This is a genomic window from Paludisphaera mucosa, assembly GCF_029589435.1.
Classification (GTDB): Bacteria; Planctomycetota; Planctomycetia; order Isosphaerales; family Isosphaeraceae; genus Paludisphaera; species Paludisphaera mucosa.
In genome coordinates this window covers 3,015,507-3,030,532 of the sequence record NZ_JARRAG010000002.1, presented here as the reverse complement: position 1 = coordinate 3,030,532, position 15,026 = coordinate 3,015,507, and the positions used below count along the sequence as shown (strand labels likewise).

Here is a 15,026-nt window from a genome sequence, read left to right as displayed (position 1 = left end):
TCGCCGGTCATCTCGATGCTCGGGCGTCGGCCTGGAATTCCGGCCCGGCGAACGGGTCGGCCGCGCCGGCGAGATTTTGCCCCGAACCATCGGGCGCGACTTGCTCCTCGTCCGCTATCCGACGGAGTTCGCCGTTGAGGCGGCGGACCGCGGCGACGACCAGCGCCGTGACCTGGATCAGGCAGATGGTCTGGATTAGCTCCTTACCCATCCAGAGCAGTTGAGCCGACGGCGAGACGCGGGGATTGCGCTGCAGGGGCCAGCCCCCTTGAAGGTCGGCCGTCTCGCAGAAGAGCAGCAGCCAGACCACCGCGCCCGTGGCCGCCAGCGACCGCGTCGAGTTGGCCGATTCCTCCGCCTGCTCGACGCCGAGGTGGGCCAGCATGTCGCCGGACAGGCTCGCCAGCAGCGCGAACTCGGCCCAGCCCAGGGCCGCGCCGAGCTGGAGTCGGAACCAGGCGTGCTCGCCGTGCATCTGGGGGTCGCCCTGGTCCAAAAACCAGCAGGCGACGTCGACCAGGCACATCGTCATCAGCAGGCCGGCCCGACGGTGCCAACTCCGGACGTCCCAGACGCCCCAGAGGACCGAGGCCCCGGCGAGGGTCGCCCAGGGGGTCAACGTGGCGACCAGCCGCGCCAGGCCGGATCGCTCAATCCAGAAGAAGAGGAACCGCAGGTCGCCGAGCATGCCGACGAACCAGCAGATTTCCAGGAAGCAGGCGGGGATCAGCCCGGCCGCCAGCAGGAAGAAGCCGAGGCGGCATAACCGATAGGTTTTCAGGTAGTCGATTCGTGGGTCGATCATGGGGCGGCTCGGCCCTGTGAGGGTCGGAGGAAGCCGGAACATCCAGGCGAGCGACCGGGCCATCGTACCCCGCGACGACTCGCCCCGCCAAGCCCCTCAAGCCGGGTCCGCAGCCTCGGCCTCGACGTCGCCGAAGACGATCGCGACCTCGCCCCAGGCTCCCGGCTGAAGTCGGGCCGCGGCGAGGTCGACCTCGATCGCCACGGCGTTCCGAGTTTGCAGCGGCGGCAGGTCGACGACGAGTCTTCCGCGGGCGTCCGAACGAAACGCCACGATCTCCCCGTTTACCCGAATCGCCCGGATTCCCTCGCCCGCTTCGATGACGAGACGGCCCCGGGATCCCGGGCCGGCGGGGTCCAGGCCGATCGGCCGGCCGAACCGGCGGACGAGTTCAAGTCGGACCGACGGGACGTCGGAAAGCCGGAAGAGGTCGGTCCATTCGATGGGCAGGTTCACGCGCCTGGGCGGCGCGGAGGCGTCGTCGGGGTCGCGGGCCTCCCACCCGGCGCGGAGTCGGATTGCATGTTCGGGCACGTCGCGACACCCCTTCCCAAGGCCATTTCCGGCCTTCGGCGCAGTCGGCAAATTCCGCATTGGTCTGGCCGGTTATGCCGATAACCAGTATATTCTGGTTCTTCCCTGAGTCACCCTCGTCAAAATCGGCGCTGTGAGTTGGGCCGGGGACCGAGGCGTGCCGGCGCTCGTGAGCCGATTCCTCTGCTTCTCGCGACCGGGGCGGTGCCATGCCCCCCAAGTCCCGTCGCACCGATCCTTGAGAGAAACGAAGCCGTATGGCCGGTACCAATGGTGAGATCGGCGGAGTCCGATTGGCGGTGTCCGAGCCCCGTCCCGCGACGTCGAGCAACGGACAGGCGCACATCGCGCCCCGGACGCGTTCCCTCACCGGCGTCCAGATCCTCGGCACCGGCAGCTACGTGCCGGAGCGGGTCGTCAGCAACCTGGACCTCCAGGATTCGCTGGGCTTCGACCCCGAGTGGATCGTCAACCGCACGGGCATCCACGAGCGCCGCTTCGCCCTGCCTCACCAGGCGACCAGCGACCTCTGCGTCGAGGCGGCCGCGCGCTGCCTGGAGAACGCCGACTGCGACCCGGCCGACGTCGACATGCTGGTGCTGGCGACCTTCACGCCCGACATGGCCTTCCCGTCGACCGCCAACCTGGTCCAGGACCGCCTCAAGCTGAACTGCGCGGGCTTCGACATCCAGGCCGCCTGCGCCGGCTTCGTCTTCGCCCTGGTCATCGGCTCGCAATTCGTGGCCACCGGCAACAGCCGGCGCTGCCTGGTGATCGGCGGCGACTGCAACAGCCGGGTGATCAACCCCGGCGACCAGAAGAGCTATCCGCTGTTCGGCGACGGCGCCGGCGCGGTCCTGCTCGGGCCGGGGACCAAGGACCAGGGGCTGCTCGCCTACCAGATCGGCTCGGACGGCTCGGGCTCGGACCTGCTGACCCGCCCCGCGGGCGGCAGCCGCATGCCGCCGACGATCGAGACCGTGGAGCAGGGGCTGCATTACCTGACCATGGACGGCCGGGCCATCTTCAAGTGGGCCGTCCGGATCCTCGCCGACTCCACGCTGGCCGTGCTGGGCCACGCCGGCCAGACCGTCGGCGACGTCAAGTGGTTCGTGCCGCACCAGGCCAACGTGCGGATCATCCACGCCGCCAGCGACGTCCTGGGCTTCCACCGCGACGCGGTGTTCAAGAACCTGGAACGCTACGGCAACACCTCGGCGGGCTCCGTGCCGATCGCGCTCGACGAGATCAATCGCGCCGGCAAGCTCGACAGCGGCGACCTGATGCTCACCTCGGGCTTCGGCTCGGGCCTGAACTGGGGCACCGTCCTCTTCCGCTGGTGAGCCCGGCTCGCCGAGGGGGTCGGATTCGAAACGAGCGAGGCGTCCCGGCCGATGGTGCGGCGGGGACGCCTCGCGTGCGTTTTCGAGGCCTCGTGATCAGGGGGCGATCGGCAGGCGGCCGACCTTCCGGCGGGCGAAGACGCCCGCGCCGAAGTTCCCCAGCGCGTTGCGGCCGCCGGTGTCGTACGCCTTGCCGGTGACGTGCCCGGTGATCGAGCCGTTGCCGAACGTGGCGCCCGTCGAGTAGTCGTGGTTCTTGGGGATCGTCGAGGCCGAGACGGCGCTGTTGATCAGGTCTCCCCGCTGCTGGTACGAGGAGATGTGGCTGGCGTTGCGGGTGGCCTGCAACCCCTGGCGATACGCCTGGTAGTCGAAGCCCGTCGCGATCTCGCTGTTCAGCAGGTTGCCGTTCACGCCGACCTGGCCGATCGAGCCGGTCGTCGTGATCGACGAGTTGGTGATCGCCGAGCCCGGGGCGACGGCGTAGGTCGGGTAGCCGATCCGCCGCAGGGCGACGAAGTCGGGGTTCTGGGCCGTGACCGTCGAGACGTTGGCGGCCTGGGCCTTGAGCGAGCCGATGCGGCGGGCCCGGACGGCCCCGCCCAGCAGGCCGGCCGCGGGGTAGCCGGTGCTCCCCGCGGGGATGCCGTAGCTGGTCGCCGGCAGCAGGATCGTCTGCGTGTCGGAGTTCTGGTCGGTCGACGGCGTCTGGGTGGACGCCGTGAAGACGCCGGTCGGGTCGCCGAGCCCGCGGCGGAACCGCAGCTTGCCGATCGCCCCGTTCACGTCCAGGGCGACGCCGTCGGCCACGCCGCCGAAGTCGGCGCGGCGGAGGTGGGTCAGGCCGCTCGTCGACGTGGTGAAGGGGGTCGTGTCGCGCTGGGCCGTGAAGTTCTTGGCCGAGCCGCGGACCTTGAGGTTGTCGACGCCGACGGCCTGCAGCGAGGTCCGGCCGGTGGTGCCGACGACGTTGTAGAAGAACTGGTAGGCGCCCGGGGCCGGGCCCGAGATCGGCACGCCGCTCCAGACCTCGACCGTCCCCTGCTGCGTCCCCGTGACGTAGTTCGGCGCGACCGCCGACTGGGTCGTCGACACGATGCTGAAGTCCTGCACGACGCCGTTGACCGAGAACTGGACCCACGGGGTCGTGACCGGCCCGGTCGGGATCGTCGAGTCCTCGCTGTTGTAGACGGAGTTGTAGATCGAGTCGAGGTAGATCGAGGTCTTGACCTTCGACGGGTAGTTCGCCTGGCCGACCTGGATCTGGTAGGGCGTCGGGTCGCCGGCGGTGTCGAACAGGCCGATGACGTCGTGGAACTCGAGCGACCGGGCCCCGCCGAGCAGGAAGACGCCCGTCGAGTCGGAGACCGCGGGCGTTACCATGCTCGTCAGGTCGAAGCCGTTGAGCTGGATCGAGCGCACGCCGTCGGCGGCGATCAGGCGGTTGAACCGGACCGTGCCGCTGGTCGTGACCCGCGTCGAGGCGACCGTCGAGCCGGTGACGTAGGTCGAATTGATGTTCGAGCCCACGATCTGGATCGTGGCGATGTCGTCGTCGAGCGCCCCGTCGTTGGGGGTCGTGTCGGTGACGATGACCTTGCCCGGGCCGTGGACGGTGATCGTCCACTCGTTGCCGGAGCGGTCCTTGCCGCTGACGATCTTCCCCTCGTTGCTGTCGAGGGGGTTGTTCACGTCGTGGATCCGATAGAGGGAAGCGGCGGAGACGACTTCCTTCTCGTTGGTCACCGGGTTCCGGACGTACAGGTCCGACGGGACGTACGGCGAGAGATAACTCGCGATGTTGGACGCCATCAACTGCCGGCCCTCCAGGATTTCGAGACCCTGGAACCGGCCGCGCCGGGCCGTGGCGGACCGGCTGGACCCTCTCCGCGTGCTTCCCATGGAAGACTCCCTTCCCCAGCGGCCCGATCCTCGGGCGCGGCCCTCGGTCTCGCGACCGAGCGGCGACGCCCCATTCGGGCCACCCTCCGTGATTCGGTTGGTCATCCGGCCGAACGGACAGACGCGCGACTCGCCGCAGGGCCGGACGCCTCCCCGCTCATCGAGGGGGAAAGGTCCCGTCGCTCCGCCGCGACTCGCTTACGACTCTCTTGTTCGGCGATGCCGCCGCACCGACTTCATGCGGCCCGGGAGGATGGGGCGTCTCGGAAGACGAGGGAATCGAGGACAGCGATGGGGACGGTTACACCACGGGGGTGGGGCGGAGCTGGGAGACCGCGCTCGCCTCGTCGGCGACGATCAGGAAGTAGCGGTCGAGCTTCATGACCTGGAGCAGGTCGTGCACCGCGGGCTGGAGCTGGAACAGGGCGATCTTGCCCTCGCGGGTCTCGATCCGCCGCTTGAGGCCGACGAGTATGGCCACGCCCGAGCTGGAGAGGTAGTCCACCTTGCTCATGTCCAGCGCGGTCCGCGGCTCCTGGCGAGTCTGGATGAACTCGAAGAGCGCGTCGCGCAGGGGCGTGTTCCGGAAGTCGTTGAGCCCGGAAGGATCGGTGAAGGCGATGATCAGGACGCCCGATTCGTCACGCGTGCTGAATGTGCTCATAACGACGACAGCTCCTCCGGCGACGCGCCTCGACCTGATCCCGCCTCGAAGTCCCGAGCCGCGAGCGAGGCCGGCTGGGGACGGTCCGCCGCGTCGGAATCTGGGGCGGCCCCGTTCGAATGCGGGGGACCGCCCGGGAACGCATGGGTTCCCGACTCCATCTTACCGCACGCTTTTACCCATCCGCAATTCGATGAGTCTAGCATAATGATTCCGGGGCGGGACGGAGCGTTTTCTCAACCGCGGTAGAATGTTAAGATCGTCCGTCCGCCGGGTCGGCGACGACGACGCCCGGCGGAATCGCCGGGGCGCGGGCGTCCCGCCCGTCGCCGCCGTCCCCGTCGTTGCGAGGGATCACGCTTGAATCGCTTATGGCTAGCGCTTCGGACCTTCTGGCGGACCCTGACCGAGGCCGATTTCGCGGCGCGGGTCGAGCCCCTCTTCTCGGACCGACCGACCGGGCCGGACCTGCGGATCCTGGCGGTCCTGCAACGTGACGGCCGGCTGGTGGACTTCCTCGAAGAGGACATCGACGGCTACACCGACGGCCAGATCGGCGCGGCCGTCCGCGACATCCACCGCGGCTGCCGCAAGACCCTTCACGACTACTTGACGATCGAGCCGATCCTCGACGGCCTGGAAGAGTCCCAGGTGCGCGTGCCCGCCGACTTCGACCCCGCCGCGGTCCGCCTGATCGGCAACGTCGACGGCTCGCCGCCCTTCCTGGGCGTGCTGAAGCACCACGGCTGGCGGGTCCGCTCGGTCCACCTGCCGGTCCTGCCCGCCGCGAGGGACGATTCCTCCGTCCTCTCGCCGGCCGAGGTCGAGATTCCCTGAGGCGACGACGGTCCTACGAGGGGGAAGCGAAGGCATGGCGCGTTACGTCGTCGGCGTCGATCTGGGGACCACCAACACCTCGTTGGCCTTCGCCGAGGCCGCGGCCGGCGGCGACCCGTCGGCGACCACGCCGATCCGGCAGCTCGCCGTGCCGCAGGTCGTCGGCCTCAACGACGCCGCCCCCCGGCCCTTGCTGCCGTCGTTCCTCTACCTGGCGGCCCCGAAGGAATTCCCCGCCGGCGCGCTCGACCTCCCCTGGAAGGCCGGGGCCGACCGCGCCGTGGGCGTCTTCGCGCGCGACCACGGGGCGAAATCCCCCGGCCGGCTGGTCAGCTCGGCCAAGAGCTGGCTCTCGCACGCCGGGGTCGACCGCCGCGCCGCCGTGTTGCCCTGGACCGCGGCCGACGAGGTCGCCAAGGTCTCGCCCGTCGAGGCGTCGGCCGCCTACCTGGAGCACCTCCGCGACGCCTGGAACGCGAGCGTGGCGGACAAGTCGCCCGAGGACCGACTGGAGAAGCAGGAGGTCCTCCTGACCGTCCCCGCCTCGTTCGACGCCGTGGCCCGCGAGCTGACCGTCGAGGCGGCGGGCAAGGCCGGCCTGGCGAACGTGACGCTGCTGGAGGAGCCGCAGGCCGCCTTCTACGCCTGGCTCGCCGAGGCCGGCGACAGGTGGCGAAAGCAGGTCAAGGTCGGCGACGTGGTCCTCGTCTGCGACGTCGGCGGCGGCACGACCGACTTCACGCTCATCGCCGTGACCGAGGAGGACGGCGACCTCGCCCTCTCGCGGCTCGCCGTCGGCGAGCACATCCTCCTGGGCGGCGACAACATGGACCTGGCGCTGGCTTATGCGGTGGCCGGAACGCTCCCCCAGGGCATGGAGGGCCTCGACGCCGCCCAGCGCGTGGCCCTCGGGCACGCCTGTCGGGCCGCCAAGGAGACCCTCTTCGCCGACATCAAGAAGAAGTCCGCCGCCGTCACGATCCTGGGACGGGGCTCGAAGGTCATCGGCGGCTCGCTCAAGACCGAGCTGGACCGCGAGATGCTGAACAAGGTCCTCGTCGACGGCTTCCTGCCCTCCTGCGAGCCCACCGATCAGCCCTTGCGAGGCCGCCGCGTGGGCCTGACCGAGATCGGCCTCCCCTACGCGGCCGACCCCGCGATCACCCGCCACCTGGCGCGCTTCCTGGGGCGTCAGGCCGGCTCGTTGCACGCGGAGGGCGCGATGATCCTGCCGTCGGCCGTCCTCTTCAACGGCGGCGTCTTCAAGGCCGACGTGCTCCGCGAGCGAATCCTGGAAGTCCTCTCGAAGTGGGCCGGCAAGGCGGTGCCCGAGCTGCGCTCGAACGACCTGGACCTGGCCGTCGCGCGGGGGGCCGCCTATTACGGGCAGGTCCGTCGCGGTCGCGGGGTGCGGATCCGGGGCGGCGTGGCGCGGTCGTACTACGTCGGCCTGGAGACCTCCGCGCCGGCCGTGCCGGGCGTCCCGCCGGCGGTGAAGGCCCTCTGCGTCGTGCCGATGGGGATGGAGGAGGGGACGCAAGCCGACGTGCCCGGCGCCGACCTGGGGCTGGTCGTCGGCGAGCCCGCCGTCTTCCGCTTCCTCAGCTCGACGACCCGCCGCGACGACGCCGTGGGCACCGTCGTCGAGCGATGGAATCCCGAGGAGATCCAGGAGCTGGCCCCCCTGGAGACCGCCCTGGCGGTCGAGGGGGACCTCGAAGGCGCGACGGTCCCGGTCCGGCTCCACTCGCACGTCAACGAGGTCGGCACGCTCGAACTCTCGTGCCTGAGCACCCGCGACGATCGCCGCTGGAAGCTGGAGTTCCACGTCCGCGAGCCGGGCTCCGACTGATCACCGCGAGAGGCTGCGGCAGACCGCCAGGAACGTCGGCCGCATCTTGGGGAAGTCTTCTTCGTGGCAGTACGCCAGGACCGAGACGCGGCGGTCCTTCAGCAGCAGCGTGACGTGGTAGCCCTTCAGCTTGCCGCCGAACATCCCGGCCGACGCCGTGAAGACCGACATCCGGCCCTCGCCGAGGCCCGAATCCTTGAAGACCTCGGCCTTGCCCTCCTGATAGCCGCTGAGGTCCTCCGTGCCCGTCTTGGCGTAGTGCTCGTGGGCCTTCTGGACGGGGGCGAACTCGCTCCCTTCGGGGAAGTCGCCGGGATTGGCCGAGTCGGAGCCGGAGATCAGCGAGCCCGTCGTGTCGGCGTAGACCGTGATCTTGGCGGGGTCCTTGTCGAGCAGGATGTACGAATACGTGTTGTCGGGCCGGGCGCCCGTCTGAGCCTGCCAGCCGGGCGGGTGGCGGAGCTTGAACGCGCCGTCCTTGGCGCCGAACTCGATCGAGGCGAGCGCCTTGTCGGCCTCCGGGTCGACCTTCTTGTCGCCGTCGTCGACGAGGTCCTTGACGGCCGCCGCCTTCGCCTTGCCCGACTGGGCCTCGGACGCGGGCTGGCTGAACTGGCGGATGAGGTCGACCAGCAGTTTCCCCGAGTCGGGGTCGATGAGCGCCAGCGAGGCCCTTTCGAGCTTGATCTTGTACGTGCGTTCGAAGGACTCGCCGTCCTCGTCCTTGAACTTGAGCAGCAGCCGTCCACCCTTGACGCTGTAGGTCCCGGAGTTGGCCGAACCGCCGTCGATCGACATCGTCGCGCGTTTCATCTCGTCGAGGGCGAGCGAGTACGCCGTGTGCGTGAGCGACTGGCCGATCTCGTGCTCGACCATCGAGCCCTTCCAGACGCCGACGATCGAGGGCGGCTTGAGGAAGGCGTCGTAGGCCATGTATCCGAGCCCGCAGACCAGCGCCAGGCCGACGGCGGCGACCGCCCCCAGCACGCGCTTGTCGAGCGCGTCGGGGTTCGCGGCGCCCGGGCCTTTCTTCTTCTTGCCGGCCTTCTTCGCCTTCCTCTTGGGGGCCGCTTCGCTCGAAGGGGCGGCCGTCGGCAGGGGGGCGAGGCGGGCGAGGGGCGGGGACGAGGCCTCGACCAGCTCGAGGTCGTCGAAGAGGCCCCCGCCGTCCGGCTCTTCACGCGGGGCGGGCGCCGGACGCTTCGGGGCCGCCTGCCTTGCGGCGGGCTTGGCGGCTGCGGCCTTGGCGGCGGCGGGCTGGGTCCGGGCCGGCTTCGCCGCGCCGTGCTCGACGTACCCCCGCCCCAGCAGCTCCTGGGCGACCTTCTCGGCGGCGGCGCGGGCGGCCGCCTCGCTGGGGAGGGATTGCTCCTGGCGGCTGGACGAGCCGTCGGGCTTGAGGCGGACGACCGTCAGCGTCGGCCCCTGGATCTCCAGCACCACGACCTTGCGGTCGACCGCGTCGCCGAGGCTGAACCTGCGCATGCGCGACTCCACTCGTCGAGTCTCTCCGCCGCGAGGGGCAATCGGTCGCGATCCCGAGAGAGGGCCCGCTCGCGCCGACATCCTGCAATCCCGCTTACGAGATTTCAAGAGTGGTCGACGTTTATGAGAGCCTTCTCATCAAGTGTTGCATCCGATCACGGCCAGCCGAACAGCTCGACGAGCTTCGTCGACAGCACGACGGTCGTGACGGCGCCCGAGGTGAAGGCCACGACCAGCACGCCGGCCGCGGCGATCTCGCGGGCGATGGTGAGCCGGGGCTCGTCGGGGTCGCCGATGGCGCGGGCCAGCGTGTCGACGGCGCTGTGGCAAAGCTCGGCGAGGAGGACGAGGCTGCCCCCCAGGATCAGCAGGCACCAGCCCCAGAGGTCGACCCGCAACAGGCCGGCGATGATGGCGATCAACACGCCTCGATAAACGTGCGCGTAGAAGCTGGAGTCGCCGCGGACGGCCTGCTTCAGGCCCCGGAAGCCGGCGGTCAGCTTCCCGCGGGTGCCCCGGCGGTCGGCCTGCGAGGCGACGCCGGGCGCGTCGTCCATCTGGAGCTGGAACCGTTGCTCGTCGAACTCGGGAACCGGCAGCCTCCCCCTCGGCGGCTCCTCGTCGGCCGGGGCCGTGGGGAGCGGGGGAGGGGGCGGAGGCGAGTTCGGCCGGCCGGGATTCCGGGGCTTGGAGTCGGGCATGGGATCGACGGCGGATCGCCTCTTCCTCCGCGGGCCGGGTCGGGACGGTTCAATCGAGCGGGACTCGTCCGGCGGCGGCTTACTGGACCGGCGCCAGGCGCGAGTCGAACTGGTTCAGGCCCGTGCCCGAGCCGAGCCGGAGCGTCGGCGCGAGCCGCGGCGAGATCTGGAAGGCGAACATGTAACTCTGCCGCTGGGGGTCGACCGACAGGCCGAGCGACAGCAGGTAGTCGGCCCCGATGCGGGTGAACGAGAACATCGAGCCCAGCGAGATCTTGTTGCCGAAGTCGTAAGAGGTCGAGTACGTCCCGTACCACTTCGGGCTCAGCCAGTAGTTGATCGCCGTGTTCAGGGCCGACGTCTGGATCGGCCCCGTGTTGACGACGCTGTAGCCCATGAAGATGTTGCCGCGCGGCGGGCGGGAAAGCGAGATCCCGGTCGTGATGATGTTCAGCCCCTGGGGGTTGAAGCCCTGGACGTTGTAGTTGTTCAGGGGCGTGCTGCCCACCAGGTCCCAGTAGTCGAAGACGCCGGTCGAGATGATGCTGGTCCGGTCGCCCAGGAACCACTGGTAGTTGTACATCGTCTGGCCCCAGGACTTGCCGAAGTTGTCGCGCTGGGCGTACGGGAAGTACGTGGTCGAGGCGTCGAGTGTCATCCAGTCGACGATCCGCCGCCGGCCCTCGGGCCCGCGCTTGGTCTGCAGCCGCTGGTGGATCCCGAGGTTCATGGTCTCGACCGACGCCTGGACGTCGGTCGGGCCGGTGATCGGCGAGAAGGCGCGGCGGATCATCAGGTGCCGGGGGTCGTAGGGCTGCGGCAGGATCCCGTTCTGCCAGCTCGTGATCGCGAAGTAGCGGCGGACGTGCTCGTAGGCGTTGTCGTCCAGGTCGTCCTGGATGGCGATGTCGTTGAGCCGCACGTTCGAGTAGCTCGTGCGATAGTCGCCGAAGAAGCTGACCTTGTTGTTCAGGCCGTGGATGTTCAGCAGCTCGTTCTCGACGCCGGGGTAGATCTTCCACATGGTCGACTCGGCGTGGAGGCCCGCCGCCCCCCAGTACCGGCCCAGGGCCCCGGTGCTCTGCTGGCGGTTGGGGCCGCCGCCGATCTGGTCGCTCCAGCCTTCGAGCTGGCCCTGGACGTACGGGTTGAGCCGCACGATGTCGCCGAAGTTCATCGGCAGGCTCAGCTCGTGGTTGGTGTACGCCCGGCCGGCCGTGAAGACGCCGCTGGTGTTCGAGATCGGGTCGACCGGCATGTAGGCGAACAGGTTCGGGTTGTTCACCATGACGTCGGTGTGGGTGTTCGCGTAGTCGACGCCCGTGTGCGAGTAGTGGACGAGGCGGTCGCCGAGCAGGGTGTCGCCCAGCCGGTAGTAGTCGAACTTGGGGAGCCACTGCGACTCGGTGTTGAAGTTCTGGAGGTTGGCCTCGGTCTGGAGGCTCATCGACCAGTTGTTCTTCTGCCACTGGCCGTAGAGCAGGGTCTCCTGGTCCATGCCGATGTCGAAGAGTCGCTTGTAGTACTCTTCCAGGAAGTAGCGGTCGGACGTGTAGGCGAACTCGGCCTGGACCCGCAGGTCCTCGAAGCGATGCTCCTCGTCGTCGGGGAGGAACCGCTGCATGTGGCGGATGTTGAACCGGCCCCGCATGTCCTGGAAGGCCGGCACCCCCGAACGCTGAAAGCCCTTGCTCCCCGCGCCCGCGGGCCCGTTGGTGACGATCGCCGGGCCCGAGCCCAGGACGTCGATCCCCTTGTCCTGGAGGCCCCAGACGTCGAAGTAGCCGAAGTAGTCGCGGGTGACGCTCTGCTCGACGTTCCTGTTCCGGTGGTACGGGTCGAGCACGTCGTTGATGAGGTCGGAGCCGAACCAGCCCAGCTCGCTGCCGAGCGCGGGGAAGGTCTTGGTACGCGCGCTCAGGTAGTCGACGTCGAGGTTCCAGTTGTCGATCTGGTTGGGGCGTTGCAGGCCGAACACCTTGAAGCCGTTCCAGTCGGTGAGCAGCTGCTGGCCGAAGTAGTTGTTGGTCCGGAAGCTGACCATGCGCAGGGGCGGATCGAGGTCGTCGGTCTCGCCGGTGAACCGCGGCCAGTAGAAGACCGGGAACGGCCCCATGTAGAAGAAGTTGGTCCGCGCGTCGTAGGTCCAGACCTTCTCCTCGGCCGGGCCGCCGGGCCCGCCCACGCGCTTGCCCGTGTTCGGGTTGGTGGCCTGGGTCGAGGCCCGGGTCAGGGTGATCGAGCGGTTGTAGATCTTGTACGCCGGGTCGGGGAACCGGCTGCCGGTCGAGATGCTCCGATCGGCGCGGATCTCGGGGTCCTTGCTCATGACGAGCGAGCCGTCGGGCTGGCGGATCACGGCGTGGAACTGCTCGATCCGGGGCGACTTGAGCTTCATCGGGCTGATGAGCCCCTGCGCGAAGACGTCGACCTGGCCCTGGACGGCCATCAGCTTGTCGGTGACGAAGTCGTAGTAGATCTTGTCGGCGCGGAAGGTCTTCTGGTCGGCCTGGCCGGCCCACTGGTTCTCGTCCTGGCGGAGGATGACGTTGCCTTCGAGGTAGACCTCCATCGGCTGGTCCGGTCGTTCGACCCGCTCGCCCTGGGATCCGACGACGGCCTCGCCCTTCTTGGGGTCGGGGTGGCGCCAGATGACGGCGCTCTCGGCCTCGATGTCGATGGTCCCGAACTGGGGCGTGGTGGCGACGATATTGACGCCGCCCCGGACGATGATCGTGTGGGTCCCTTCCGAGCGATACTCCTTGATGTCGATGGGCCGGCCGCTTCGGCGATTGATCCAGGTCACGCGCTGAGAACCCGGGTTCGTCGGCGGCCGGAACATCGGCGGGGCCGCGAGCGGGTCGACCTCGGGGGCCGGCTCGTGGGGTTCGTCGGCGCGCAGCGGGGGCGCGGGGCCGTCTTCCATCTCGCCCGGCAGGGGTTCCAGGCCCGGGGCGGGGGACGGGTCGAAGTCGTCCCTCAGGTTGGGGACCTCGACTTCGGGCGTCTCGCCCTCGATCGGCGGCAGGTCGATCACGGGCGGATCCTGCACCTCGGCGCGGGGCGCGGGGCGGCCGCCGTCCTGGGCCGCCTCGACGGCCGGGTCGCGGGGGGGCCGGCCCGACGGCGGCTCCTCGGGCGCGGGGACGAGCGCCTGGGCCTCGACGACCTGCGCGTCCGCCCGCATGGGGGCGGAGACCGCCGGCGCGGCGACGGGCCGGCCCGCCTGCTCGACGACCTCGCGGGGGAGCGGGCCGGGGGGCCTGGCGACGGCCGGGGCCTGGGCGGGGAAGCCGACGCGGGCGAGAACGTCCAGCCCCTGCGGGGCCGCGTCCAGCCGGACCACGTGCGGCGACACGTTCACGCCTTTCGCCGATTGGAGGACGGCGCGGCCCTCCTTGCGGGGGTCGGCGTCCGGGCTCGGCGCGCGGACCTCCCCCTCGGCGTAGAGTTCCGCCTGGTAGACCTGGGCGCCGTCGAGCGCCTGGCTGGTGATCCGGACGACGAGGCTCGACGCGGTGACGCCGCGGCCCCCCTGGATGGCCGACGCCGCGCCGGTGAGGACGACCCAGCGGCCGTCGGGCGCGTCCCAGACGATCGCGCGGGTCGCCGCCAGCTCGATCGGCTCGGCGAGGCCCGGAGCGGCGGCGCGCGGGTCGTCGGCCGCGGCGGCGAGGCCGCGGAGCGAGGCCGCAAGGATGAACCCCAACCACACGCGTAACCGCATGTGACGTCTGGGTTGGTCGTGCTCGCGCACGGTACCTCCCGAGAAACGACCGACGTGACGAGGCGGGCGGCCGTCCTTGGCCGTTCCGCGATCAACCGACGCCCCGTCTCGACCCGACGCGCGATCCCGCACTCGGCACCGACCGATTCGGTCGATGCGATCGTTCGGAAGTCGCTCTCCCCGCGGCCGCGCCCGATACGGGCGCCAGATGGGAACGGGGTTTCCAGTCGAGACATGGACGCGAAAGGACGTTCACCGGGGACGTTATCCGGCCCCCCCGTCCCGGTCAAGGCGAGATCGGGACGGGGGCCGGACGATCGGCCGGGCGTCAGTCGGAGTCGAGCAGGGGGACGTTCCAGTAGGCGTCGCTCAGGAACCGCGACCAGCTCGCGATCCGCACGGTCGAGGCGTCGTACAGCGGCTTCCAGGCCGGCCGGAAGGGGGGCCGCTTGAGCTTCATCACGGCCTGGTCGGGCGTGCGGTTGGCCTTCCGCGAGTTGCAGGCCACGCACGCCAGGACGCAGTTCTCCCAGGTCGTCTGGCCCCCCTGGGCGCGGGGCAGGACGTGGTCGATGGTCAGCTCTTCCGTCCCCGGCCGGCCCCCGCAGTACTGGCAGGTGGCGTGGTCGCGCTTGAAGAGGTTGCGGCGGCTGAACGTCACCGTGTTGAACCGCGGCCGGTCATGGCGCGTGAGCGTCAGGACCTCGGGGACCCGGAGGCGGAACCGCACCGTGCGGATGAACGGCTCGCCGTCGCGCGGGGCCATCTTGGCCCAGTCGGTCCAGGAGTAAAGCTGGAAGTCGTCGGGATCGACGACGTGCGCCGCCTCGTTCCACAGCAGCACCAGGGCCCGCGCCACCGGGGCGACGTGGACCGGCTGCCAGTGGCGATTCAGGACGAGAGTCGGCCGTTGCAGTACGCTCACCCCCATGATCGAGGCTCTCCACTCACGCCGAGGTTGCGAAGAGGACGGATGCCGCGTCGTTCAGCCAGGAGAAGCTCTTGCCGCCTCCCATGATAACCGACCGCCGGGGGGGCTCCGCAACCACCGCCCCCGCCTTCCGCGGCGCCTTCCAGACCCGGCGGGGCTGTCGCAAGTTCGTGGCCGACGATAGATTGATGCAGAAGGCTCTCGCCCCGGTCGGCTCCGGCGCGACGGGCCTTCTCGTCCGGGAG

Annotated in this window: 11 protein-coding genes; 3 read left to right on the top strand and 8 right to left on the bottom strand. The window is 69.8% G+C overall.

The genetic code is table 11. The features are described from left to right. Nucleotides 1–7: 7 nt before the first annotated feature. Together PZE19_RS21255 and PZE19_RS21250 are read right to left on the bottom strand one after the other, a co-directional pair. Nucleotides 8–805, bottom strand: coding sequence for a hypothetical protein (locus PZE19_RS21255; protein WP_277862606.1), 798 nt, complete (start codon nt 803–805; stop codon nt 8–10). Nucleotides 806–901: 96 nt separating this feature from the next. Next, the gene (locus PZE19_RS21250; RefSeq protein WP_277862605.1) at nt 902–1,339 is read right to left on the bottom strand and encodes a hypothetical protein; all 438 of its coding nucleotides are present in this window, start codon (nt 1,337–1,339) and stop codon (nt 902–904) included. Between the two features lie 299 nt (nt 1,340–1,638). On the opposite strand from PZE19_RS21250, the gene PZE19_RS21245 reads away from it, so the two are divergent. Then, nucleotides 1,639–2,682 (top strand): 3-oxoacyl-ACP synthase III family protein, encoded by a 1,044-nt coding sequence (locus PZE19_RS21245; RefSeq protein ID WP_277862604.1) that lies wholly within the window; start codon nt 1,639–1,641, stop codon nt 2,680–2,682. A gap of 96 nt (nt 2,683–2,778) precedes the next feature. On the opposite strand, the gene PZE19_RS21240 is transcribed toward PZE19_RS21245, so the two are convergent. Continuing rightward, nucleotides 2,779–4,584, bottom strand: a complete 1,806-nt coding sequence (locus PZE19_RS21240; RefSeq protein ID WP_277862603.1) for a hypothetical protein — start codon at nt 4,582–4,584, stop codon at nt 2,779–2,781. Between the two features lie 301 nt (nt 4,585–4,885). Further along, the gene (locus tag PZE19_RS21235; RefSeq protein WP_277862602.1) at nt 4,886–5,248 is read right to left on the bottom strand and encodes an STAS domain-containing protein; all 363 of its coding nucleotides are present in this window, start codon (nt 5,246–5,248) and stop codon (nt 4,886–4,888) included. A 360-nt stretch (nt 5,249–5,608) separates the two neighbouring features. Here PZE19_RS21235 and PZE19_RS21230 point away from each other — a divergent pair, with 360 nt between their 5' ends. Both PZE19_RS21230 and PZE19_RS21225 read left to right on the top strand, forming a co-directional pair. After that, nucleotides 5,609–6,085, top strand: a complete 477-nt coding sequence (locus tag PZE19_RS21230) for a DUF2760 domain-containing protein (protein ID WP_277862601.1) — start codon at nt 5,609–5,611, stop codon at nt 6,083–6,085. 34 nt (nt 6,086–6,119) lie between these two features. Continuing rightward, nucleotides 6,120–7,937, top strand: coding sequence for an Hsp70 family protein (locus PZE19_RS21225; RefSeq protein WP_277862600.1), 1,818 nt, complete (start codon nt 6,120–6,122; stop codon nt 7,935–7,937). Here PZE19_RS21225 and PZE19_RS21220 read toward each other — a convergent pair whose 3' ends face one another. The 4 genes from PZE19_RS21220 to PZE19_RS21205 all read right to left on the bottom strand — a co-directional run bounded on the left by PZE19_RS21220 (nt 7,938) and on the right by PZE19_RS21205 (nt 14,781). After that, nucleotides 7,938–9,422, bottom strand: a complete 1,485-nt coding sequence (locus PZE19_RS21220; protein WP_277862599.1) for a hypothetical protein — start codon at nt 9,420–9,422, stop codon at nt 7,938–7,940. A 155-nt stretch (nt 9,423–9,577) separates the two neighbouring features. Beyond that, the gene (locus PZE19_RS21215) at nt 9,578–10,123 is read right to left on the bottom strand and encodes a diacylglycerol kinase (RefSeq protein ID WP_277862598.1); all 546 of its coding nucleotides are present in this window, start codon (nt 10,121–10,123) and stop codon (nt 9,578–9,580) included. Nucleotides 10,124–10,202: 79 nt separating this feature from the next. After that, nucleotides 10,203–13,850, bottom strand: coding sequence for a hypothetical protein (locus tag PZE19_RS21210; protein ID WP_277862597.1), 3,648 nt, complete (start codon nt 13,848–13,850; stop codon nt 10,203–10,205). A 328-nt stretch (nt 13,851–14,178) separates the two neighbouring features. Next, entirely contained in the window at nt 14,179–14,781 is a 603-nt protein-coding gene (locus tag PZE19_RS21205) for an HNH endonuclease (protein ID WP_277862596.1), read from the bottom strand. Nucleotides 14,782–15,026: the final 245 nt, after the last annotated feature.